This is a genomic window from Allobaileyella intestinalis (assembly GCF_009695865.1).
Taxonomy (GTDB): Bacteria; Bacillota; Clostridia; order Peptostreptococcales; family Anaerovoracaceae; genus Allobaileyella; species Allobaileyella intestinalis.
In genome coordinates, this window is record NZ_VUNB01000005.1 from 205,946 (window position 1) to 229,098 (window position 23,153).

The following is a 23,153-nucleotide window of genomic DNA, read 5'->3' on the forward strand; positions in this document are numbered from 1 at the left end:
TATTGACATGACGTCAGATAACTCTTATACTGCGGTTACTGACACGATGTCAAATAGATTCGGGAGGAGGTCCAATGGCAAAGGTATCAAGAGAAGTGACAGAGAAAAGGCCCGAAGAGATAATGGATGCTTGTGTGAGGCTCCACGAGACCATGAGCTTCCGCGACATAAATCTGAAGGAGATCAGCGGTGAGACCAGTATTTCCAGGCCTTCGATCTACAATTATTTTCAGACGAAGGAGGAGATACTCCTGGGTGTTCTGGAGCGCGAGTACCGGAGATGGGATGACGACCTCAGACAGATAATACGGAACCATCAGGAAATGACCGAAGATGAGCTTGCCAGGGCCCTGGGGGAGAGCCTGGAGGACAGGAAACTACTTCTGGAGATCCAGGCTACGGATCTTTATGAGATCGAGGAAAACTCGAGACAGGATAAACTCAACGATTTTAAGAAAGCCTTCCTTGCGGTGATCGACAGCGTAGATGGAGTCCTGAAGAAGTTTTTTCCGCGAATGACCGACGAGGACAGGATGGATTTCACATACGAGTTTTTTCCTTTCATGTACGGGATATATCCGTATGCATTCCCCACTGAGAAACAGATGAAAGCTATGGATTCGGTGGGCCTGAAGGTAAGAAGAACGACCGTGAAGGAACTGGTTTACAAATGTGTCCTGCAGTTGCTCAGGGGCACTGGAGGAAAAGAAGAAGGAAGGTAAGAACAATGAATAAAATGATCGCATATTATTCGGCAAGCGGAGTCACTGCAGAAAAGGCGAGGGAGCTGGCGTCAGAGATCGGTGCTGATGTGCACGAAATCGCACCCGCAGAGAAATACACTTCGGCAGATCTGGACTGGACGAACAGGAAGAGCCGCAGCACTATGGAGATGAAGGATCCGTCATCGAGGCCTGAGCTGGCGGAGAAGACCACGGACCTTTCGCAATACGATACCGTATACATTGGATTTCCTATATGGTGGGGCGTTGCTCCGAGAGTGATCAACACGTTCATCGAAAACAACGATCTTGCGGGGAAGAAGATCGGGATATTCGCCACGTCCGGCGGATCCGGGATCGGTGCTGCCATAAAGGATCTTCAGAGGAAATACCCTGGTCTGGACATCCGTGGAGGCAAGCTTCTTAACGGCAGTGTAAATGGAGACATCCTATAGAACGGGTATCGGGGATGAGAATAAGAACAACGAAATAAGGACGACGAAAGGAGAAAACGATGTTAGGAAATTTTACGTATTGTAACCCTACAAAGCTGTACTTTGGCAGAGGGGCCGTGGAATCTCTGAAGGAAGAGCTTCAGAAATACGGGGATAACGTTCTGCTGGTATATGGCGGCGGTTCCATCAGGAAAAACGGAATATACGACGAGGTCGTTGCAGTGCTCAGAGAAGCGGGTAAAAAAGTGACAGAGATACCCGGAGTAATGCCAAATCCAACGATAGATAAACTGAGAGAGGGAATCGCCATAGCCAGAGACAATAAAACTGATCTGATCCTCGCTGTGGGAGGCGGTTCTGTCATCGACTATTCCAAGGCTCTGTCGGTATCTGTAAACTGCCATGAGGACCCGTGGGACAAATATTTCATCCGCTTTGAAGAGCCCACATGTGAGACACTTCCTGTTGGAGCAGTCCTCACCATGGTTGGTACGGGTTCCGAGATGAACTCCGGATCAGTCATCACGAATCCGGAACAGAAGCTGAAGATCGGACACGTGTTCCAGGACGAGAAGATAATGCCGAGATTTGCCATCCTTGATCCTGGCTATACACTGACCCTTCCGCGCTACCAGATGGTATCCGGCATATACGACATATTCAACCACATCTGTGAGCAGTATTTTTCCGGGGAGGACGACAACACCAGCGATTACATAAGCGAGGGTTTGATGAGAAGCGTCGTCCACTCAAGCCGTATAGCAGTAAAAGACCCTCAGGACTACGAGGCCAGGAGCAACATAATGTGGACCGCGACCTGGGCCCTGAACACACTGATCGCAAAGGGCAAGAGCACAGACTGGATGGTGCACATGCTGGGACAGTCTGCAGGCGCATGTACAAATGCCACTCACGGAATGACACTGGCCGCCGTATCACTGCCTTACTACAGACATATCATGAATGACGGACTGCCAAAATTCGCGAGGTTCGCTGCAAACGTCTGGGACATTCCTTCGGAAGGGAAGACTGAGAAGGAGATGGCGGAGGCCGGACTGAGTGCCATGGAGTCCTGGATGAAAGAACTGGGATTGGTTATGAACCTGACAGATCTGGGAGCCACTGAGGAAATGATTCCAGATATGGTAAAGGGAACCATTGTTCTGGATGGAGGCTATCGCAAGCTTGATGGAGCCGAAATTGAGGAAATATTCAGAGAGTCCCTTTAACTTGTCAAACTCTTCAGGAAACAATTATTGTTCATGCAGGTAATTCTGCAGAGACAAATGAAATGAAATTTCCCATCACCATGAAATCCCCGCCGGGGTTCTATGGTGATGGGCTTTTTTTGCAATAACAATCCTCATTGCGTATAATATAACAATAATTGATATTGTATAATCTGTATTGAATATATGTATCAGATAAGAATATTGCTCTCAGATAACAAGGAGATTTTAAATGGCAGAGGAAGCAAAGACACCTGCAAAGAATAACCAGAAGGAGTTTATGGAGAAGGAACCAGTAGGGAAAATCCTTTTCACGGAGAAACAGATAAGAGAAAGAGCCAGAGAACTGGGAAGGCAGATTACAGAGGACCTGAAGGGAGAGGATGAGCTTATTGTCATCTGCACACTGAAGGGTGCTGTTATGTGGATGACCGACCTGGTTAAAGAAATCGGCATGGATACAAAGCTGGAGTTTGTCATTGCCGGAAGCTACGGCTCAGGTACAACTTCATCAGGTGTTGTTACAATCAAGCTGGACGTTGAATCCAACCTTTACAAGAAGAACGTCCTGGTAATTGAGGATATCGTCGATACAGGAAATACACTGAGCTTCCTTATGGGCAAGCTGAAAGAAAGAAATCCTAAGTGGCTTAAGGTATGTACTATGCTGGACAAGCCATCAAGAAGGACCACAGGATTCAAGGCAGACTATGTTGGCTTTGAGGTAGAAGATCTGTTTGTAGTTGGTTATGGACTGGACTACGATCAGAAGTACAGAGGCCTGCCTTACGTAAGCTATCTGCAGAGCGAGGAGTAGGATAATCTCAGGCGAAAGCCGGAAAAAAGCTGACTTTCACAACTGCCGGAGGAATTGCTACGGGGAGGAAATATGTTTTTTGACAGCGACCTGCATATTCATACAACTTATTCCGACGGAGACATGACTCCTGAGCAGCTGGTGGACAGATATATTTCGAATAAGTACTCAATTATCGCGATAACAGACCACGACGGCGTGGATGGGTCTGCTGTCGCGATTTCTTATGCTCGGAATAAGCCCATTACCGTACTTCCGGGAATAGAGCTGTCTACAGAAGATCAAGAAGGCAACAATGTCCACATGCTGGGATACAGCTTCGACCTGGAGAACAGTGAGCTTAAAGAGGAGCTTCTGAATATTAAGGTTGAAAGGGCAAAGAGAAACGACAGGCTCCTCAGGGCTCTTGTGGATATGGGGTATCAGATTTCCATAGATGATCTTATCCGGGTAAACGAAGGAAATTATATTGGGAAACCTACGTTTGCCAAAGTCCTTCTGGGAAAAGGTTATGTAAGGTCGGTAAGCGAGGCTTTCGACAGAATATTCGCAAGACCGGAGCTGAGCCGGATAAAGACGGTGCACATGAGCTGTGAAAAAGCAATTTCTCTTATTCACAGGGCCGGAGGTCTGGCGGTAATGGCTCATCCTATGGAGCTCAGAGAGGAAGGACAGAACAGGAAGGAGTTCATGGTCTATATAGAAAAGGTCATCCGGACTCTTATGGACCAGGGCATTGATGGAATTGAATGCTGGCATCCTTCAGCCAGTTATCTTGAGTCCAAGTGGCTCAGGGATTTTGCCAGGAATAATAATCTCATAGTTACAGGGGGATCTGATTTCCATTCGGACGATGAAAGGAGGTTCAGAGATGAAAATTAAATTCTGCGGAGCCAGTACAGGAGTTACAGGTTCCTGTCATCTGCTTTCCACTGAAAACCACAATCTTCTGCTGGACTGCGGACAGTTTCAGGGAGGAAAGTCACAGGATAAACTGAATTTTGAAGATTTTCCTTTTGATCCTTCAAAGGTGGAGGCCATGATTTTGAGCCACGCACATATAGACCACTGCGGAAGGATTCCTCTCCTTGTAAAAAGAGGGTTCAAAGGCCCCATTTACTGCACCAGAGCAACGGCAGATCTGCTGCCTATCATGCTGAAGGACAGCGGATATATTCATGAAAAAGAAGCTGAGTGGGCCAGCAGGAAGGCTCAGAGAAAAGGCCTTCCTCCGGTGGAGCCTCTATATACAGTGGAAGATGCTGAGGCCTGCCTGCCTCTGGTAGTTCCTGTAAGATATGACCAGATAATAGAACTCAACCAGGATATGGCCATATGCTTTAACGATGCAGGTCACATTCTTGGATCCGCAATGACAGAAATCTGGGTGAAAGAATCAGGAAAAGAAACAAAGATTATTTTCTCAGGGGATATCGGCGTTGAGGGAAGGCCTATTCTAAGAGATCCCACGACCTTCAAAAAAGCCGATTACGTAATAATGGAGAGCACCTACGGAAACAGGCTCCATCCTGACAATGCCCTGAGCATAAACGGCCTGCTGGATGCGGTTCTTAGAACTGTAGACAGAGGGGGTACCGTAGTAATACCTTCATTTGCTGTAGGCAGAACCCAGGAAATGATCTACGAACTAAACAAAGTTTATGACGAGAATCCGGCCATGGCTGAACGCCTTAAAGACATCATGGTATACATCGACAGTCCAATGGCCAACGCAGCCACTGAAGTTTTCAAGAAAAACGTGTCGGATTTCGATGATGAGGCAAGGGCGTATATAGCTTCTGGAGATCATCCTCTTGAATTCAAAAACCTCAGGTTTACCCAGAATACCGAGGATTCCCAGCGGCTAAACATGGATGACAAACCTAAGATTATCATTTCAGCCAGCGGAATGTGCGAGGCCGGCAGGATAAAACATCACCTTAAACACAATCTGTGGAATGAGAAAAACACTATTGTTTTTGTAGGATACCAGGCAGAAGGAACTCTTGGAAGAAAGATTGTAGAAGGGGCCACCAGCGTAAACATCTTCGGAGAGGAAGTCATGGTGAAAGCCGAGATCGTAAACCTGGAAGGCTTCTCTGGACATGCAGACAGAGACGGTCTTACTCACTGGGTATCAGCCTTCACTAACAAACCGAAGATTTTCCTGGTTCACGGAGAAGATCAGGCTAAGAAGGATCTGGCTTCCCATATGGAAGAAGAGCTGGGCATCCAGCCTGTAGTAATCACCGAGAACTCAGAGTTCAGTCTGGCTCCAGGCCACGGCGAAGATGCTGGTACGGAAAAAATAGGTGTCATCGGCGGAGGTGCCGGGGAATTTGAATCAGATCTCCTCAGCGACGAAGAGATACAGAGCATCCGGAACAAGATCACTTCCATTAACGAGAATATAGATGACGCCCTTCTCAGTGCAAAACTCATGACTGGAAGCAGAATCGGCCAGGATAAGCTGATCAGGCTGAACAATATAATCAGTGAGCTTAATGCCAGCACTGTAGAGCTGAGAGAGCTGGCCCTGGAGAACCCGGAGCCTGATACTAGAATGTCCCCTTTCAGCAGCGACGATGAACCGCAATAAGAGGAAAATTCAGAAACCTTTAAGAGTATGTTCAGGAGGACATTTTAATTCATCAGTCCCTTTATCGGACAATTAAATATCCAATTTTACTTAACCAGTAGACAAGGAAAGACTCCTCGTATATCCTGCAACCAAGGATATACGGGGACTTTTTTCTGGCTTAATTCAAGGGGTGCAAATGGCCAGATACCGGCGTTTCATGTTTCAGGAGGGGGAAGATGAAAGAGTATCAGATCAGGATGGAAGGATACAGACTTCCTGAGGAAGTCTATCACCAGTGCCTTTGGATCGTCAGGGACATGGAGCGGTCCATAGGACTTTTTGCCAGCTTCATGGCTGGAGACAGGGGAGAGCTGCCACTACAAGTATCCTCAGCAGGTCATAGAATCTGTGCAGTATCCCGGGCACTGGAGATGGTTCCTGCTGAGTACAGGCAGGGGATAATCGATTCAATCCTGAAGAGAGGGGGCGGCTTCAGGGATTACGCCCATGAGAACACCTGGAAAAGATGGAAGCAGCGCTTTATCTACGGAGTTGCCGTAGAAATGGGGCTGGTGTGAATAAATAAAATTTTGCAATTTTTTTACGAAAGAATATGTACTGCAGGGGAACAAGTAAACCAGTAACATCATTACTGAAGACGGCTATGGTAATGTCTTCATAAACTACAATTTATTAAAAAAGGGACGCACGGGAGAAGAGTTGCTTTAAGGAGCAGCTCTTTTTCCACTTCACCGGGAGCACCGGAAAAATCCTTGATAATAACAGTATATTGGTCACATGAGTTTACGGTAATATCTTTAAAAGACTGTTGAATAATGCTAGAATGTAACAGATTGGATAATTATTTATTGTAATGTAAAACAGGATCGGAAATCCGGTTCACTACTGGGAGTTCATTCATGGCATTTGAAGAAAAGACCATTGACAGCCAGCTCATATACAAGGGGCCGGTTTTCAATATAAGAAAATATAAAGTTACTGCAACTGGCAATCAGGTGACCTACAGAGATGTTGTTGAACACAGCGGCGGTGCAGTGATAGTTGCAGTGAAGGACAATGGCAATGTGCTCCTGGTGAGACAGTTCAGAAAACCTGTTGAGCGGGTGATGGTAGAGCTTCCGGCAGGAAAGAGAGACCCGGGAGAAGACCCTGAAACTACAGCTATCAGAGAACTGAAGGAAGAGACCGGGTATACTGCCGGTTCCATCCGCTTTCTAACAGCTATTCATACCAGTGTGGGATATTCTACAGAATTGTTGTATATCTATCTCTGTAAAGATCTTACTCCCGGAGAAACAAACTTCGACAGTACTGAAGATCTTGATCTCATGGAACTTTCTGCTGATGAAGCTTTAGAGAAGGTTATGAGCGGAGAGATTACAGACTCAAAGACCGTAGTGGGGCTGCTTTTTGCAAGGCAGGCGGGAGAGATCTAGATGGAAGATTTTAAAGCTTATCTGATAAATGAATGTCATAAGGCGGACAACACTGTCATTGCCTACATGCGTGACATAGGGGCCTTTGAGAAGTTCCTGAAAACAAGAGGAGACAAAACTCTCCTCCAGTGCAGGGACAGCGATGCCATTGCCTATGTTTACGCCCTTTCCAATGACAATAAATCGAAAGCGACCATCAATCGTAAGATATCATCCATACGTGCTTACTATGACTATGAGATCGGCGAAGGCAATCTGGAATCAAATCCCTTTTCAGACATCAAATCCACAAGAAATGACAAAAGAGATATTGAATTTCTCACGTTAGACGAGGTGGAGGCTTTGCTGGAGGCTCCTGACGAGTCTCCAAAGGGACTGAGAGACCGGGCTCTTCTGGAATACATGTACGGAACGGGAGCAAGGGTCACAGAGGTTGTGAGGCTTACATTCAGAGACATGAATCTCAGGATGGACATTACAACATGCAAAGACGGAAAAGGTGAAGGACGTATCGTTCCTATTGGCACCTATGCCCACAAGGCATTGATGAAGTATATTAATCAGGCCTACAACGCTATTAAGGGAGATATCCGGTCTGAGGACGATTACGTATTCATTAATTTCAGGGGAAGGCCTCTGACCAGACAGGGAATCTGGAAGATTCTTAAAGAGTACGGCAGGCAAATCGGAATAGAGGACAAGATGACGCCTCAGATTCTGAGAGACACCTTTGCAGTCCACATGCTTCAGAACGGGGCGGACCTGAAATCCCTTCAGGAACTTATGGGCTTTGAGGACATGTCGGTGGGCATTGCTTATCTTTCTGTGTTGAAAGTAAGGATCAGAGATGTTTACAAGAAAACCCATCCCAGGGCCTAGCAAAAAAAAATCAAGAAAATTCCAGGCAACGCTTGCATGTGAATATTGGATATGATATGATTTTGAAGTTATTACGGGCGGTCCTCTGGCCATGTCAACGGAGCTTTTAAGAGCCGGTCAACATCATAAATAAGGGAGCTACGAGCGTCTACGAGGGAAAGGAGGAATAACAATGAATATCATCGATTCAGTAACAAAGGATTACAAGAAGCAGGATGTTCCTGCATTTAACGTTGGAGATACAGTAAGAGTACACGTTAAGATCGTTGAGGGCCAGAGAGAGAGAATCCAGGTCTTCGAGGGTTACGTACTGAAGAAGCAGAACGGCGGAATTTCCGAGACTTTTACCGTTAGAAAGCTGTGCCAGGGCATTGGTGTTGAGAAGACATTCCCTGTACACTCTCCAAAGGTTGCAAAGATTGAACTCGTGAAGAGAGGCAGAGTCAGAAGAGCTAAGCTGAACTACATGAGAGAGAGAACTGGTAAGGCTGCAAGAATCAAGCCTGCTAAGGAAGTTAAGTAGTACGGACTTCAAATCTACCGGCCGGAATGGGCCGGTTTTTTTTATAGAAAGCAGGAAAATATGTCAATTCAGAACATTAACTGGTATCCTGGCCACATGAAAAAGACCAGGGAGATGATTACAGAAAACCTGAAACTGGTGGATCTTGTAATCGAGATCGTAGACAGCAGGATCCCGGTATCCAGCAGAAACCCTATAGTTCATGAGCTTATCCAGAACAAGGACAGGGTGGCCGTGCTGGGGAAGGCAGATCTTTCTGACAGCCGTGAGACAGAGAAGTGGTGCTCCTATTTTAACAGCCTGGGTTATTCAGCTCTGGCCATGAACACCAGATCCGGAGAGAACCTGAAAAAACTTTTCAAAGTTCTGGATCAGTACCAGCAGAAAAGAGACAGGGAAAAATCAAACAAAAGGCCGCTGCGCATAATGGTCGTAGGAGTTCCCAATGTTGGAAAATCCTCCCTGATTAACAGAATGACAGGAAGGAAGAGCACAAGAACAGGCGACAGGCCTGGTGTGACTAAAGGAAAGCAGTGGGTCAGCCTTCCAAATGGCATGCAGCTCCTGGATACTCCCGGAATTCTCTGGCCTAAGTTCGAGGATCCTGATGTAGGCCTCAACCTGGCTTTTTGCGGCAGCATCAAAGACGAGATACTGGATGTACCGGACCTGGCCCTGGAGCTTATTAAAGTCCTTCAGTCCAGATATCCGGAAATGCTAATAAGCAGGTACAAGCTGGAGGGCCTTGAGGAAGAGGCTCTTGCTAACATGGAGGCAATAGCCCTTAAGAGAGGATTTATTTTCCCAGGTAAAAGAATAGATTATGAGCGTACAGGACGGACTGTTCTGGACGAGTTCAGGTCGGGAAAAATAGGAAAGATTACACTGGAGCAGGCAGATTAATGGGAATGACAAAAGCTGAAAGGCTGGAACGGGATATCAGACTTATGGATGAGATGAAGGAGCACGAAGAGGAGCTCCGCTCCTCCGGCCTGCTTCTGGTGGCCGGCATGGACGAAGCAGGCCGCGGCCCCCTTGCCGGGCCTGTAACTGCGGGGGCCGTCGTGCTCCCTCCTGAATTCGCCGTCCCCGGAATCAACGACTCAAAAAAACTGACTCCCAAGAAGCGCCAATATTTCTACGATATCATCCGGGACGGCTCCCTGGCCTTCGGCCTTGGCTGGGCCACCCCCGCCGAAATCGACAAGGTCAACATCCTGAACGCAACAAAAATGGCAATGAAGCGGGCGGTGGCCGCAGCCAATGAAATGCTGAAGCAGAAGAACCTGGATTCCATACAGGTTCTTCTGATAGACGCTGTCCACATAGATGACCTGGATATTCCACAGGAATCCTTCATAAAAGGAGACAGCCGCTGCTATTCTATTGCTGCTGCATCAATCCTGGCAAAGGTGGCCAGGGACAATTACATGGAAGAACTGGACAAAATTTATCCGGGATACGATTTCGCATCCAATAAAGGCTACGGAACAGCCGCTCACTATGACGGAATCCGAAATCTGGGAATAACACCGGCCCACAGGAAATCTTTTCTCAAAAACTTCCAGGAGAAGCACAACAGATAGAAGGAGAAGTAATGGCAAAAAAGTATTATGCAGTCCGGACCGGAAGGAATCCGGGAATATACAGAACCTGGGATCAGTGCAAAAAACAGGTTATGGGATATCCAGCCGCACAATATAAGGGATTTGCCACAGAGGAAGAGGCACAGGCCTTTATGAACGGCGGCGAGACAAGAACCGCAGGAGACCAGGCCGGCAACAAGGGCACTAAGCTATCTGCAGACTTTGAACCAGATATGTCAAGGGTTCCTGAAGGAGCAGCCCTTGCCTTTGTAGACGGAAGCTATGATATTTCCACTCACAGATACGGATGCGGAGCCGTCATACTCACTAAGGAAGGACAGCATACCATCAGCAAAGCTTTTGAATCCAATGAAGAAAGCAGTCTCAGGAATGTGGCCGGAGAGATTATGGGCGCCGTTTCTGCCATAGAATGGGCCATAGAAAACAATCTTAAGTCCCTGACCATTTATCACGACTATATGGGCGTGGGAATGTGGGGCAGAGGAGAATGGAAAACCAATCTGGACATGACCAGATGGTATAAAGAATTTGTAGAAGATGCCCGTTCTTCTATTGAGATAAACTTTGTAAAAGTACCTGCCCACTCAGGAGTGAAGTACAACGAAATGGCAGATCAGCTGGCAGGAAAAGCCCTGGGGATAAAATAATTGCCATCTGTCAGGATGGGCGTATCAAAGCATGAAAAAGAGCTCATTAGAAACAGCTTGTGAAATACAGCGGTTTTTAATGAGCTTTTCTGTTGATTTCTACATGTTCCTATGGCCGCTCTATGTTATAATGTAGCGGTATGATTGCAGAAAAGGCTCTTTCTGTTAAGGAATTCAGGAAAGGTTGATAAAAATGCACAGAATAATAAGTGGTAAACCGGTAAGAGATCAGATTAATTCTCAAGTATCAGAAGCAGTTGCAAAGCTGAAGGCAGAAGGTGTGGTGCCGGGCCTGGCAACTCTGCGAGTGGGAGAGGATCCTGGTCAGAAGTACTATGAGAGCTCTGTGATCAAACAGACTGGCAAAGCCGGCATCGACTGCCGCACGGTGGTCCTTCCTCCTGAGTGCCCTCAGGAAGAAGTGGAGAAGGAGCTGATCAAGCTCAATGAAGACCCTTCTATCAATGGCATTCTCATGCTCATGCCTTTTCCAAAACATCTTGATTCAGACAGGCTGGTGGCACTTCTGGATCCTTCAAAGGACATAGACGCCATTACAGACAAATCTTATGCGGGCTTGTTCCAGAACAAGAGAGATGGATTCTTTGCCTGCACAGCAGAAGCTTGTATGGAAATGCTGAAATACCATGATATCCCGGTAAAAGGTGCAAGGGTTGCCATAGCCGGAAGAAGCTTGAGAGTGGGAAAACCTCTTATGCTCATGATGATGAACGCCAACGCAACTGTTACCGTATGCCATACAAGAACCAGAAGAGAAGATATGGAGCAGATTTTCAAAGAATCTGATATCATCGTTCTGGCTACAGGAGTGACAGAAGGATACGACAGCAGTCTCTTCAGAAACGGCCAGGTTATCGTCGATGTGGGCACTGGTACCGGCAAAGATGGAAAGATGGCAGGAGATTTTGACGTGAAGTCTCTTGAATCCAATGAAAGCCTGACAGACCTTACTTATACGCCTGTTCCGGGAGGCGTTGGTTCAATTACAACTGCACTGCTGCTAAGACACCTTACAGAAGCGGCCAGGGAGCAGAACCGGAAATAAACTTACAGAAAGCAGATGATTAATATGGGAATTTCGTCGTATATCAGAGAGGAAAGGGCGCTGACAAACCTTCCGGATGATCTGATAAACAGTGAAGAATTTGCCAGAGAGCTGGACGATATAGAGCTGACCTACAGGTCGGCTCTCAGCGAAATAACAGCTAAGCTTGATATTCTGAGCAATAACTTCAAAATGATGAATTCTTACGTTCCTATTCATCACATTCAGGGACGTTTGAAGACTTTTGACAGCCTTATGGAAAAGGCAGGACGGTACGGCATAGAGGATCCCCTCCACAATCTGAATGTGGTCAGGGAACAGGTCTACGACATTGCCGGTATCCGGGTAGTGTGCAACTACCGTGAAGACATATACACAATTTCACGGCTCCTGATGGATCAGGAGGATGTGCGCACAGTTAAAGTAAAGGACTACTGCAAGAATCCAAAACCCAGCGGTTACAGAAGCCTCCATGTGGTGGTGGAAATCCCGGTGTTCCTGGTGGACGGAAAGAAAATGGTGCCTGTTGAAATTCAGTTCAGGACCATTGCTATGGACACCTGGGCGAGCCTGGAACATGATCTTAAGTACAAGAACAAAGGCGCTCTCAGTGCTGATGTGAAGGATCAGCTTCAGGAATGTGCCAGCACCCTGGCTGATGTAGATGTGCAGATGGAGAGAATACGACACAAGGTTTTTTAGAAAAGTAACTGTTATGCAAAAATAATCCCGGCTATGCCGCCGTAAGCGTGGGAAGAGAGAATTGCTTTTTTCGGAGTTTTTGCATATGCAAATAAAAATTGGAACCGGAGAGGAAAAGTATGAAGAATCTTAGTAAAACCTACGATCCTAAAGCTTTTGAGGACCGCATCTATGAGATGTGGGAAGAAACTGGATCATTCAATGCAGATGTTGACAGAGACAAGAAGCCTTTTACCATCGTTATGCCGCCGCCTAATATCACAGGCCAGCTCCACATGGGACACGCTCTTGACCAGACACTGCAGGATATTCTGATCAGATACAAGAGAATGGAAGGCTACAGTGCTCTCTGGGTACCAGGCAGCGACCATGCCAGCATCGCAACAGAGGTAAAGGTTGCAAACAAGCTTAAGGAGGAAACAGGCAAGGACAAGAAGGAATTCACAAGAGAAGAGTTCCTGAAATACGTGTGGGACTGGAAGAAGGAATACGGCGGACGTATTACCAGACAGTGCCGGAAGCTGGGAGATTCCTGCGACTGGAGAAGAGAACGCTTTACCATGGATGAGGGGTGCAGCAGGGCTGTTAACGAGTTCTTCATCCGCCTCTATAACAAGGGAATGATTTACAAAGGCAACAGGCTGATAAACTGGTGCCCATCCTGCAAGACAACACTTTCAGATGCTGAGGTAGAGCATGAGGATAAGCAGGGTAAATACTGGTATTTCCGTTATCCTGGTGCAGACGGCAGTCAGGGAATTGTAGTTGCTACATCCCGTCCTGAAACTATGTTCGGAGATGTGGCCATTGCTGTCAGACCAGATGATGAGAGATACAAAGATCTTATTGGAAAAAATGTAGTACTTCCTCTGGTAGGCAGGGAGATTCCTGTAGTTGGGGACGAGTATCCTGATCCTGAGAAGGGAACTGGTGCAGTAAAGATTACGCCGGCTCACGACCCTAACGACTTCGAGGTTGGAAAGAGACATAATCTTGAAATCATGAGCTGCATTAACGATGATGCAACTATGAATGATCTGGCAGGCCAGTATGCAGGCATGGACCGTTATGAGTGCAGAAAAGCATGGGTAAAGGCTCTTGATGAGGCAGGATACCTCGTTAAGACTGAAGACAAGGTTATTCCAGTTGGAGAATGCTACAGATGTCATACAGTTATTGAGCCGATGATCTCTGATCAGTGGTTCGTTAAGATGGAAGAGCTGGCAAAGCCTGCAATTGAGGCTGCCAAGAATGGTGACATCAAGCATGTTCCTGCCAGGTTCGAGAAGGTCTATCTGAACTGGCTGAACGACATTCACGACTGGTGCATCTCAAGACAGCTGTGGTGGGGCCACAGAATTCCTGCCTACTACTGCGATCAGTGCGGTGAAACAGTGGTGGCTGCTGAGATGCCTGAAAAGTGCCCTAAATGCGGATGCACTCACTTCACTCAGGATGAAGATGTTCTTGATACATGGTTCAGTTCAGGTCTGTGGCCTTTCAGCACTCTCGGATGGCCTGACAAGACTCCAGAGCTCGACTACTTCTATCCGACTTCCGTAATGGTTACAGGATACGACATCATATTTTTCTGGGTAGTAAGAATGGCGTTCTCTGCTCTTGAGGTAACAGGAGAAGCGCCTTTCGAGTATGTCTTCCTCCACGGCCTTGTAAGAGATCAGCAGGGAAGAAAAATGAGCAAGTCTCTGGGCAACGGAATCGACCCTCTGGAGGTCATCGACCAGGTGGGAGCCGATGCTTTGAGATTCATGCTCTGCACAGGTAATACCCCTGGAAATGACATGAGATTCATTCCGGGAAGACTGGAAAATTCCAGAAATTTTGCAAATAAGCTTTGGAACGCATCAAGATTTACTATAATGAACCTGGTGGGAGAAGATGATCAGTTCCTCCCTATGGCAGACCAGGAAACAGCTGTTCTCAGAGATGAAGACAAATGGATGCTCACCAGAGTGAACCAGGCTGTAAAATACATTACGGATTCTCTTGACAAGTTCGAGCTGGGACTGGCAGCACAGAGGGTATACGATCTCATTTGGAATGAGTACTGTGACTGGTATATCGAGCTGATTAAGAGCAGACTGTATGGAACAGACGAAGAGGATAAGAAGACCGCAAGGTTCGTTCTTCAGAAGGTGCTGAAAGATCTGCTTAAGCTGCTCCATCCTTTCATGCCGTTCATCACAGAAGAGATATATGGATATCTTCCAAAGGATCCGGCAACAAAGGATAACCCAAACAGCCTGCTGATAAGAGCTCAGTGGCCTGTATATGATCCGGAAATGGATTACGGAGAGGCTGTTTATAGAATCGAAACGGCAATGGAAATCATCAAGGCTGTAAGAAATATCCGTGCAGAGGCAGATGCTGCTCCTGGCAGAAAGCTGACCATGGAAATCAGAACAAGCGCTCTGGCAGATGTTATTCCTGAGATTCAGTCTTATATAAGGAATATGGCCAATATTACAGATATTAAGGTTATTCCTGCAGATGCCACAGCTGCTGACGATGCTATGACTGCAGCTGTAAAGGACGCAGAAATTCTCATTCCTCTCCAGGATCTTGTAGACTTCGATGAGGAAATCAAGAGACTTGAGAAGGAGCAGGCAAGGCTTCAGTCAGAGGTGGAGAGAGTAGAGAAAAAGCTGGCAAACAAGGGATTCGTCAACAAGGCTCCGGAGAAAGTAGTCCAGGAAGAGAGAGAAAAAGGCGAGAAATACAGAGACATGCTGGAGACTGTTGAGAAACGACTGAGCGTAATGAAGAAACAGGCAGAAAAATAAGCCGCTTTAAGATGGAGATATGGGGTTGTATCTTCATTGAGCTGTGGCCCGGAGTACAGATGCTGCCTGGAGGGGCTGTGCTGTACACAGGTAACACTTACTAAGTTATTGTGGCCGGAAGAAGATTGAATAATGGAGTTCAGACTTCCGGCTGTAATATTTTTCAAGTTTATATTTTAGCCTGAAAAGGGCATAGGTTATCATTCATTTGAAAGGATGGGTTATCGAAATGTTTGACAGAAACGGAAATGACAACAGCACCTACAATCAGACAGACATCGCTGAGATCCGCAAGGTTTCTCCAACGGTGGCTGATCTGGTAGAAGAAGAGTATAACAGGCAGAAGAACAACGTTGAGTTGATTGCTTCGGAGAACTATTGTTCTGAGGCTGTTATGGCTGCCTGTGGCAGCTGCCTGTCATGGAAGTATGCCGAAGGATATCCTGGAAAGCCGGTTACAAGACATTCAGGAAACAAGGGCAGATATTACGGCGGTACACAGATCGTTGATAAGCTGGAAGAGTACTGCTGCGATAAGTGGAGAGAAGTTTTCAACACAGATTATCATGTAAATGTTCAGCCACACAGTGGTTCTCAGGCCAACTTTGCTGCATACAAAGCAGTTCTCAATCCGGGAGACACCATCCTTTCACTGAGCCTGGACGATGGCGGACACCTGACACATGGTTCTTCTGTAAACTTCAGCGGAACTCTGTACGATGTACATTTCTATTCAGTAAAAGATGATGGATACATCGACATGGACGACGTTGAGAAGAAGGCGAAGGAACTTCACCCTAAGCTGATTCTCACAGGTGCAAGCGCATATTCCAGAACTATTGATTTCCCAAGATTTGCAGAGATTGCCAAGAGCGTAGGAGCTCTGTTCATGGTAGATATGGCACATATCGCAGGTCTGGTAGCAGGAGGAGAGCATATCTCACCATTCGGATATGCCGACATCATTACTACAACAACACACAAGACACTGAGAGGACCAAGGGGCGGTCTGATTTTCTGCAGAACTGAGTTTGCAAAGGCTGTAGACAGCGCAGTATTCCCTTATGCACAGGGCGGCCCTCTGGAGCACATCATTGCAGGAAAAGCTGTTTGCGCTGAGGAGGCGCTGAAGCCGGAGTTCAAGGAATACGCACACCAGGTAGTAGTAAACTGCAAGGCTTTCTGCGACGAGTTCCTGAAGATGGGATATAAGGTAGTAACTGGCGGTACAGATAATCATCTTTTCCTGCTGGATCTGTCTGATCACCCATTCAGCGGCAAAGACCTGCAGAACAGACTGGATGAGGTGGGAATAACACTGAATAAGAACTGCGTCCCAAATGAGAAGCGTTCTCCATTCCAGACCAGCGGAGTAAGAATCGGAACAGCTCCTATGACAACAAGAGGATACAAGGAAGAGGACTTCATCAAAGTCGCTCACAGAATCGACGAGGTTGTAAAAGAGCTGGATGACGAGAAAGCTGCGGAGGCTCAGGCATAATAATTCTTTCGATCTGATGAATTTTTCACCGGGGATTACATACATGGTGAATTGTCATTGAACAGCACAACTATCTGTTGTATAATTTCCGAAAGAAGCAAGATAAGGAGGAAGCCGCCATGGTTAAATTACTGGTAGGACACAAGGGCAGCGGGAAGACTAAGACAATGATCCAGCTGGCTAACAACAGCGCTGAAGAGGGCAAAGGGAGCACGATCTTTATCAATAAGAATTCCAGGCTGATTTACGACCTTGACTACAGGATCAGGGTAGTCTGCATGGAGGATTTCGTGCATATCACTAATGAAGATGAATACATTGGATTTATCTTCGGAATCATCAGCTCTGACAACGACATCGATACTATTTATCTGGACGGCGTTATGAAGCACGCAGATTTCTCCCTTGAGGTACTGCCAAGCTTCATCAACAAGATCAAGGATATTTCAAAGGATTATGGCATTGACTTTGTTGTAAGCATCAGTGCTGAGCTGGAGGAAATGATAGGCGTTGACTTTGATGGCTGCCAGATTCTTAACTGATCTGGGCTCAGTGGACTTCATTATTTAATAAGGCGAATCAGGCTCCGGTTTAACCGGGGCCTTTTTCTGAGTAGGAATTTATCAGCTGTAAAGTAAATTTGCAAAGAAGAGGGAACAGACAGTACAATGGTGGAAAATTCCACGAAAAATCACGAAAAGAAAGAATGGGAAAAACAAATGAAAGATTATATAGTAAGAGCAACAGCAGCAAATGAAATGATACGCGCATTTGCTGTTAGTTCCACAGGAATTGTAGAGGAAGCAAGACAGCGCCACACAACACTTCCTGTAATAACGGCAGCCCTTGGAAGACTTCTTTCTGCAGGCGCAATGATGGGTGCAATGATGAAGGGCGATGATGATATTGTTACCCTGGGCATAAGAGGTGATGGCCCGGCCCAGGGACTTACAGTTACTGCAGACAGTCACGGAAACGTAAAGGGATATCCTTTCCAGCCTTTTGTTGATATTCCAAGGAAGTATGCGGGAAAGCTCGATGTAGGCGGAGCAATAGGAAATGGAACTCTCACAGTAAGCATGGATCTTGGGTTGAAGGAACCTTACAGTGGACAGGTGGAACTTCAGACAGGGGAGATAGGTGATGACCTGGCGTATTACTTTACTGTTTCAGAACAGACTCCTTCGGCTGTAGGACTTGGCGTTATGGTGGACAGGGACCAGCATGTTAAAGAGGCAGGGGGATTTATAATCCAGATGATGCCGGATGCATCTGAGGAAGTCATTTCTGCCGTAGAGAAGAGCATAAGCAGAATAGATTCTGTTACCTCAATGCTTGAAAGAGGCATGAGTCCCGAGGATATCCTTGAAGAGATTCTTGGGGGACTGGATCTCCAGATTACAGAGAAAAGGGATATAAGGTTCCACTGCAATTGTTCAAAAGAGAAGGTTGCATTCGCCCTCGCAACCATTGATCCAAAAGATATTCAGGAAATGATCGACGATGGAGAGACAATAGAGGTAAAGTGTCACTTCTGCAACAAGACATATAATTTTACAATAGAAGATCTGAAAGAGATCCAGAAAAACAACAAAAAAGGAGAATAGGCCAGTGAACGAGCTAATGCAGCTTAACAGGGGGCTGGAACAGGGTCTGATACTTGCGGAAACCCGGCTGGAAGAAATGTCTGAAAAGACCGGAACGGCCAGCAAAACCAGATTCTTCAGGTCTGAAGACCATCTTTTTGATAGGGGCCAGGGAGATCCGTCAATTATCACTTTAGGGGACAACATGGAATACATGCTGTGGCTTCTTGAAAACGGTTTCGAAGGGAAGATCCAGCTTATTTACATAGATCCGCCCTTCTTTACAAAAGCCAAATATGACGCCACTGTAGAGCTTCGTGATGACAGGGGCAAGAGCAGGAAGGTCAGGCATCTTGCATATGACGACACCTTCGAAAGAAGCCTGGAATACTACATCAGAAATATTACCAGCCGCCTGTATTTAATGAAGATGCTCCTTTCTGACACTGGATCCATATACATTCATCTGGACTGGCATTCTTCCCACTATGTTAAGGTGGTTATGGACGAGATCTTCGGGTATTCCAGATTTATTAATGAAATAATCTGGAAATACAAGTCCGGGGGCAGCACTAAGAAACACTTTTCCAGAAAGCACGACACCATTCTTGTTTACAGCAAGACGGACAAGTACTATTTCAATGTTCCCAAGGAGAAGTCGTACAACAGGGACTTCAAGCCATATCGTTTCAAGGGGGTAAGTGAGTATCAGGATGATAACGGCTGGTATACACTGGTGAATATGAAGGATGTCTGGTCTATCGACATGGTAGGAAGGACCTCTGGAGAAAGAACCGGATATGCAACTCAGAAACCAATGGAACTCATGGCTCGTATACTTGAGGCCTCCAGCAAAGAAGGAGACCTTGTAGCAGACTTCTTCTGCGGTTCGGGATCTTTTCTGGAGGCAGCCCAGCGAATGGGAAGAAGATGGATAGGCTGTGATACAGAAGAAATGGCTGTTTCCATGGCGAAGAAGAGGATAAGCAGCATTGATGGTTCATATGTTTGTATGAAGGATGTTGACAGAGATGACCAGGAACCTGTAAAAGGATGCCTCAAGCTCAACATGGTTTCCAGAGACGAACTGGAAAACGGTAAGAGCTTTTTCACTTTCTCCCTGGACAAATTTGTTCCTCAGGTAGATGAGGGGCACATTCCTCTGAAGGACAGAAGTTTCATCCACGATCTCATAGAAAATGATCCGGTAAGCCTGCTGGACTATATTATTGTGGATCCTTGGTATGACCAGTCCTTTGGAGCTGAGATGGCTGTCACAGATGATTTTGACAACATAAGATTTATTTCCAGAGGCAAAATTGCATTTATTGCGGTAGATGTTTTTGGAAAAGAATATTTCTATGAAATGTAAGATTTCTTCGTATAGAGAACTTGTGGAGGGTTTCAGGTATGTCTCTTACCAGTACTGAAATGCGCCTTAAGGCTTTGAGAAAAAAGATGGCGGAGAGCAATATTGATCTTTACATGGTTACCAACGAAGATCACCATTTGAATTATTTTCCGCCAGAGTATTTTCACCAGCTGAAATATCTCACGGGCTGTCCGGTCAAGGACGGTGTGCTTCTGGTAACCCAGGAGAACGCCCACTTCTGGACTGTGGATTCCTTTGGAGCTGCAGCCAGGGAAGCCTTGAAAGACACCGAGATAGTGGTGCACATTAAGGATAATCCGGATGACGAGATCTCAAACCTGACTGATTTCTTCAGAGCCTTCTCCGCTGCTACCATGCAGGAAATATTAAATGGAGATATTTCAACTAGTATCGACTGGGAAGAAGGGGAACTGGACGTTAAGGCCGAAAAGAAAACACTGATAGGTTTTGATGGAAGATGTTTTTCATTTGCCTTTCTTGACGGCATAATCAGGGAAATGGAAACACCTTATCAGATGGGAGCGGTGAATATAAGCCCTACAATAGATCTGGTTGGAGAGATATGGAAAGACAGAGGGGAGCTGAGACCTGGCAATGTCTATCTATATCCAGAACTTCCTGATGAAGACAAGTCTATGATACGCCACAGCGACCGGCTGGAAGAGAGGGAGAACCTCAACAGTATTGCCGGAAGACTGAGCCTCATCCGAAAGAAGATGATGGGGGTTGCACCAGAAGCAGGACTTCCTGTTATCGATCTGGATGACATTTCATGGATTTTCGGAATCGGAGGAGAGGGTGGAGATTACGGCAGGCTGCCCCTTGCCTACGCTTACATTACCATGAATGAAGCCCGTCTCTATCTGCCTCAGGGAAGCTTCAGCGGGAAGACCAGAAGTAAGCTTGAAGAAGCAGAGGTGGAAATATGTGATTATGGACAGTTTTATCAGTCCATGGAAAACATCAGGGAAGAGCGGGTCATAATCGATCCTGAGGCATGTAATGCATCACTGGCCCTTAACTTCCTTTTCGAATCGGAGGTAGGCGTAATATCCGGAGCAAATCTGATTTCAGGAGAAAGGGCAGTACTCAGTCCAGAACAAATGGGAGGAGCCAGAAAAGCAGCCCTCCTTGATTCCATAGTTATGTGTCAGCTCATGAAATGGATGGATGAAGGTTCTGGTAAAGAAATCAGCCTTGAAAAGGTAAAGGAAAAAATTAATCAGTTTCGTGATCCTGAGACCTTCGTCTCAGAGTCAAGGCCGGTGGAGCTGGAAAAATACGGCAATTCGGTTATGGTAAGGTTTGGCAGCAACTACGTAAATGGAACATCTACTCTTGCAAGAACCATAGCTTTAGGAAAACCTGATCCCGGGGTGGTATATTTCAACACTGTAGCTGTAAAGGCTTTTATGAATGTGGATGCCAGCATTTTTCCAAAGGGGATACTGGACAGCCAGTTTGATTGTATATTCAGAAAGAGCTTCTGGAATGCTATGTTTGATTATGAAGGGCCCTCAGGCTGGAATATTGGCAGCAGAACAGCAGCGGCATCTGGTCCATTGTGGCTGGACTGGAGCAATCCAGATGGAGGAACGGAGATAAAATGTAATATGGCAGTTGCCCTTTGTCCACACTGGGGTGATATTACCCTGGAAAGCTGCTATATTTTCCGTTCAGCAAACAAGATAGCCGAATCGGTGGCACCAGATCGTTCTAAGTATATACCGAAGGGAATGATAATTTCAGAGGCTACTACATTAGCACCCTTTGATCCAAGACTAATTGACTTTAAAATGCTTTCCTACAGGGAAGTAATGGAGCTGAAAGATTATAATGACTCAATTATTGATATTTTCAGCCAACTGGAAGATGAGGACATGGTCAAATGGCTTAAGAAAAGGTTTGAAATCAGAATACGATAAGTAACAGCAGGGGCCCCCATTATGTTGTCCCAGCTGCCGTATTCCAGATTTCTGAACCATTGAATAACATGAATACATGGAAAAAGGCTGCAGATCAAGAGAAATGCAGCCTTTTAAAATGTTCTTAAAGTGCTCTTTATTGTTTCAGCAAATCGTTTCTCAGCCTTTCAGCAACCCATACGGACAGAGAATTAACTTCTGTGTCTTTCATTATGCCGTCCTCGGCAAGAACAAGAAATCCGTTGACATATCCGGGCAGATCTGAAAAATACGAAAGGTTATCAAGTTCTGGATCAAATATGGTAAGATCTGCGAATGCCGAATCACCTTTCCTGATAACGGGGATGTCAGCTGTAAAATCTGATGTCTTTTCCCGGAACTCTCCGGCTATGTCCTGGGGGTCAGAGGAGAACTTTACGCCGTTGAAAGGCCCCCCTGATCCCGTATTAATGAGCCTGGCACAGTTCTGACTGCCTGTAACCTTAAGCCGGCCTTTTGAGGGCCTTGGCCTTACTGTGAGAAGGCCTCCGGCTGCAGGTAGTCCTGTTTTCCCAAGAGCAGCCTCAGGGATAATTCCAGCCTTGAGGATGGACGTAAAATCCGTTGCTGTTAGTGTACAAAAAAGCTTGTACAGCTGTAGAACATCTTCCCGGTTATGTGTCAGTATTATTTTTTCCTTCACCGGACTTCCGTCTATAACATACTCCTTGAACAGCTTGACGCTTTCACGACCTGTGATTATATCTCTTCTTGAACCGCCTATACCGAAAAAATCTTCAACATTTTTCTGAGAAATAGAACCAATTTCCCCAGGAAGAATGGAATATGTCCGGAGAAAACGGTAAAGGTCAAAATCATAGTAGGCGGCAGAATAGGGAAGGTGACATCTGTCAACTCTCTCCTGGGTAAAGGGCACATCAAAACTTGCACCATTGTAAGTTATGAGATAGTCAATGGCTCTGTCATTCATGTGATTTACAGTGGCTTCAAGAACCTGATCTTCTTCAAAGGGAGATTCGGCAAGGAATTGAGTTATCTCGGCTCCTCGTTCATCAGGTATCAGCATGGCAGTAAGAATGATTCTGTCGCTGGTGCGTGAAAGACCTGTGGTTTCAATATCGTAAACACATGGAGTAAGGTCATCAAACCATCTCTTCGTTATTGATCCCATTTCATGGGAAAATGAATATCTGCGTGTAAATTTTTTCATAGGGTAATGATAACCTATGAATGGGAAAAGTACAAAATAATTTAATGTT

The 23,153-nt window shown here is 46.0% G+C and carries 22 protein-coding genes; 21 read left to right on the forward strand and 1 reads right to left on the reverse strand.

Annotation, left to right across the window (positions count from 1 at the left end; all coding sequences use genetic code 11):
* Positions 1–74: 74 nt before the first annotated feature.
* The 21 genes from FYJ66_RS07285 to FYJ66_RS07385 all read left to right on the forward strand — a co-directional run bounded on the left by FYJ66_RS07285 (position 75) and on the right by FYJ66_RS07385 (position 21,894).
* Positions 75–722 (forward strand): TetR/AcrR family transcriptional regulator, encoded by a 648-nt coding sequence (locus FYJ66_RS07285; RefSeq protein ID WP_154572850.1) that lies wholly within the window; start codon positions 75–77, stop codon positions 720–722.
* Positions 723–727: 5 nt separating this feature from the next.
* Complete coding sequence (locus FYJ66_RS07290) at positions 728–1,177, forward strand: flavodoxin (protein WP_154572851.1); 450 nt, start codon at positions 728–730, stop codon at positions 1,175–1,177.
* A gap of 59 nt (positions 1,178–1,236) precedes the next feature.
* Positions 1,237–2,406 carry an iron-containing alcohol dehydrogenase gene (locus tag FYJ66_RS07295; protein WP_154572852.1) on the forward strand — a complete coding sequence of 390 codons (1,170 nt, stop codon included), beginning with the start codon at positions 1,237–1,239 and terminating at the stop codon, positions 2,404–2,406.
* Between the two features lie 232 nt (positions 2,407–2,638).
* A complete protein-coding gene (gene hpt, locus FYJ66_RS07300; RefSeq protein ID WP_338071179.1) occupies positions 2,639–3,223 on the forward strand; it encodes a hypoxanthine phosphoribosyltransferase in 585 nt (194 codons plus the stop codon).
* 72 nt (positions 3,224–3,295) lie between these two features.
* On the forward strand, positions 3,296–4,105 hold the full coding sequence (locus tag FYJ66_RS07305; RefSeq protein ID WP_154572853.1) for a PHP domain-containing protein: 810 nt from the start codon (positions 3,296–3,298) through the stop codon (positions 4,103–4,105).
* Complete coding sequence (locus FYJ66_RS07310) at positions 4,095–5,822, forward strand: MBL fold metallo-hydrolase RNA specificity domain-containing protein (RefSeq protein ID WP_154572854.1); 1,728 nt, start codon at positions 4,095–4,097, stop codon at positions 5,820–5,822. Before FYJ66_RS07305 ends, FYJ66_RS07310 begins: the two co-directional genes overlap by 11 nt.
* A 218-nt stretch (positions 5,823–6,040) precedes the next feature.
* Positions 6,041–6,382, forward strand: a complete 342-nt coding sequence (locus FYJ66_RS07315; protein ID WP_154572855.1) for a hypothetical protein — start codon at positions 6,041–6,043, stop codon at positions 6,380–6,382.
* A gap of 342 nt (positions 6,383–6,724) precedes the next feature.
* Positions 6,725–7,261, forward strand: coding sequence for an NUDIX hydrolase (locus tag FYJ66_RS07320; RefSeq protein WP_154572856.1), 537 nt, complete (start codon positions 6,725–6,727; stop codon positions 7,259–7,261).
* On the forward strand, positions 7,262–8,140 hold the full coding sequence (locus FYJ66_RS07325) for a tyrosine-type recombinase/integrase (RefSeq protein WP_154572857.1): 879 nt from the start codon (positions 7,262–7,264) through the stop codon (positions 8,138–8,140).
* A 172-nt stretch (positions 8,141–8,312) separates the two neighbouring features.
* A complete protein-coding gene (gene rplS, locus FYJ66_RS07330; protein WP_154572858.1) occupies positions 8,313–8,663 on the forward strand; it encodes a 50S ribosomal protein L19 in 351 nt (116 codons plus the stop codon).
* A gap of 60 nt (positions 8,664–8,723) precedes the next feature.
* Positions 8,724–9,566 carry a ribosome biogenesis GTPase YlqF gene (gene ylqF, locus FYJ66_RS07335; RefSeq protein ID WP_154572859.1) on the forward strand — a complete coding sequence of 281 codons (843 nt, stop codon included), beginning with the start codon at positions 8,724–8,726 and terminating at the stop codon, positions 9,564–9,566.
* Positions 9,566–10,249, forward strand: coding sequence for a ribonuclease HII (locus tag FYJ66_RS07340; protein WP_235897389.1), 684 nt, complete (start codon positions 9,566–9,568; stop codon positions 10,247–10,249). The genes ylqF and FYJ66_RS07340 overlap by 1 nt, the downstream gene beginning before the upstream one ends.
* 11 nt (positions 10,250–10,260) lie before the next feature.
* Positions 10,261–10,917: a ribonuclease H1 domain-containing protein gene (locus FYJ66_RS07345; RefSeq protein ID WP_154572860.1), complete on the forward strand. Its 657-nt coding sequence runs from the start codon at positions 10,261–10,263 to the stop codon at positions 10,915–10,917.
* Positions 10,918–11,110: 193 nt separating this feature from the next.
* On the forward strand, positions 11,111–11,983 hold the full coding sequence (locus FYJ66_RS07350; protein WP_154572861.1) for a bifunctional 5,10-methylenetetrahydrofolate dehydrogenase/5,10-methenyltetrahydrofolate cyclohydrolase: 873 nt from the start codon (positions 11,111–11,113) through the stop codon (positions 11,981–11,983).
* A gap of 24 nt (positions 11,984–12,007) precedes the next feature.
* Positions 12,008–12,685, forward strand: coding sequence for a GTP pyrophosphokinase (locus FYJ66_RS07355; RefSeq protein ID WP_154572862.1), 678 nt, complete (start codon positions 12,008–12,010; stop codon positions 12,683–12,685).
* 119 nt (positions 12,686–12,804) lie between these two features.
* On the forward strand, positions 12,805–15,489 hold the full coding sequence (locus FYJ66_RS07360) for a valine--tRNA ligase (RefSeq protein ID WP_154572863.1): 2,685 nt from the start codon (positions 12,805–12,807) through the stop codon (positions 15,487–15,489).
* A gap of 229 nt (positions 15,490–15,718) precedes the next feature.
* Positions 15,719–16,990 carry a serine hydroxymethyltransferase gene (locus tag FYJ66_RS07365; protein ID WP_154572864.1) on the forward strand — a complete coding sequence of 424 codons (1,272 nt, stop codon included), beginning with the start codon at positions 15,719–15,721 and terminating at the stop codon, positions 16,988–16,990.
* 119 nt (positions 16,991–17,109) lie between these two features.
* Entirely contained in the window at positions 17,110–17,532 is a 423-nt protein-coding gene (locus tag FYJ66_RS07370) for a hypothetical protein (RefSeq protein ID WP_154572865.1), read from the forward strand.
* A 177-nt stretch (positions 17,533–17,709) separates the two neighbouring features.
* Positions 17,710–18,597: an Hsp33 family molecular chaperone HslO gene (hslO, locus tag FYJ66_RS07375; RefSeq protein ID WP_154572866.1), complete on the forward strand. Its 888-nt coding sequence runs from the start codon at positions 17,710–17,712 to the stop codon at positions 18,595–18,597.
* Positions 18,598–18,601: 4 nt separating this feature from the next.
* Positions 18,602–19,948 carry a DNA methyltransferase gene (locus FYJ66_RS07380; RefSeq protein ID WP_154572867.1) on the forward strand — a complete coding sequence of 449 codons (1,347 nt, stop codon included), beginning with the start codon at positions 18,602–18,604 and terminating at the stop codon, positions 19,946–19,948.
* A gap of 38 nt (positions 19,949–19,986) precedes the next feature.
* Positions 19,987–21,894, forward strand: coding sequence for an aminopeptidase P family N-terminal domain-containing protein (locus tag FYJ66_RS07385; RefSeq protein ID WP_154572868.1), 1,908 nt, complete (start codon positions 19,987–19,989; stop codon positions 21,892–21,894).
* A gap of 136 nt (positions 21,895–22,030) precedes the next feature.
* Here FYJ66_RS07385 and FYJ66_RS07390 read toward each other — a convergent pair whose 3' ends face one another.
* The gene (locus tag FYJ66_RS07390; protein ID WP_154572869.1) at positions 22,031–23,104 is read right to left on the reverse strand and encodes a ribonuclease H-like domain-containing protein; all 1,074 of its coding nucleotides are present in this window, start codon (positions 23,102–23,104) and stop codon (positions 22,031–22,033) included.
* Positions 23,105–23,153: the final 49 nt, after the last annotated feature.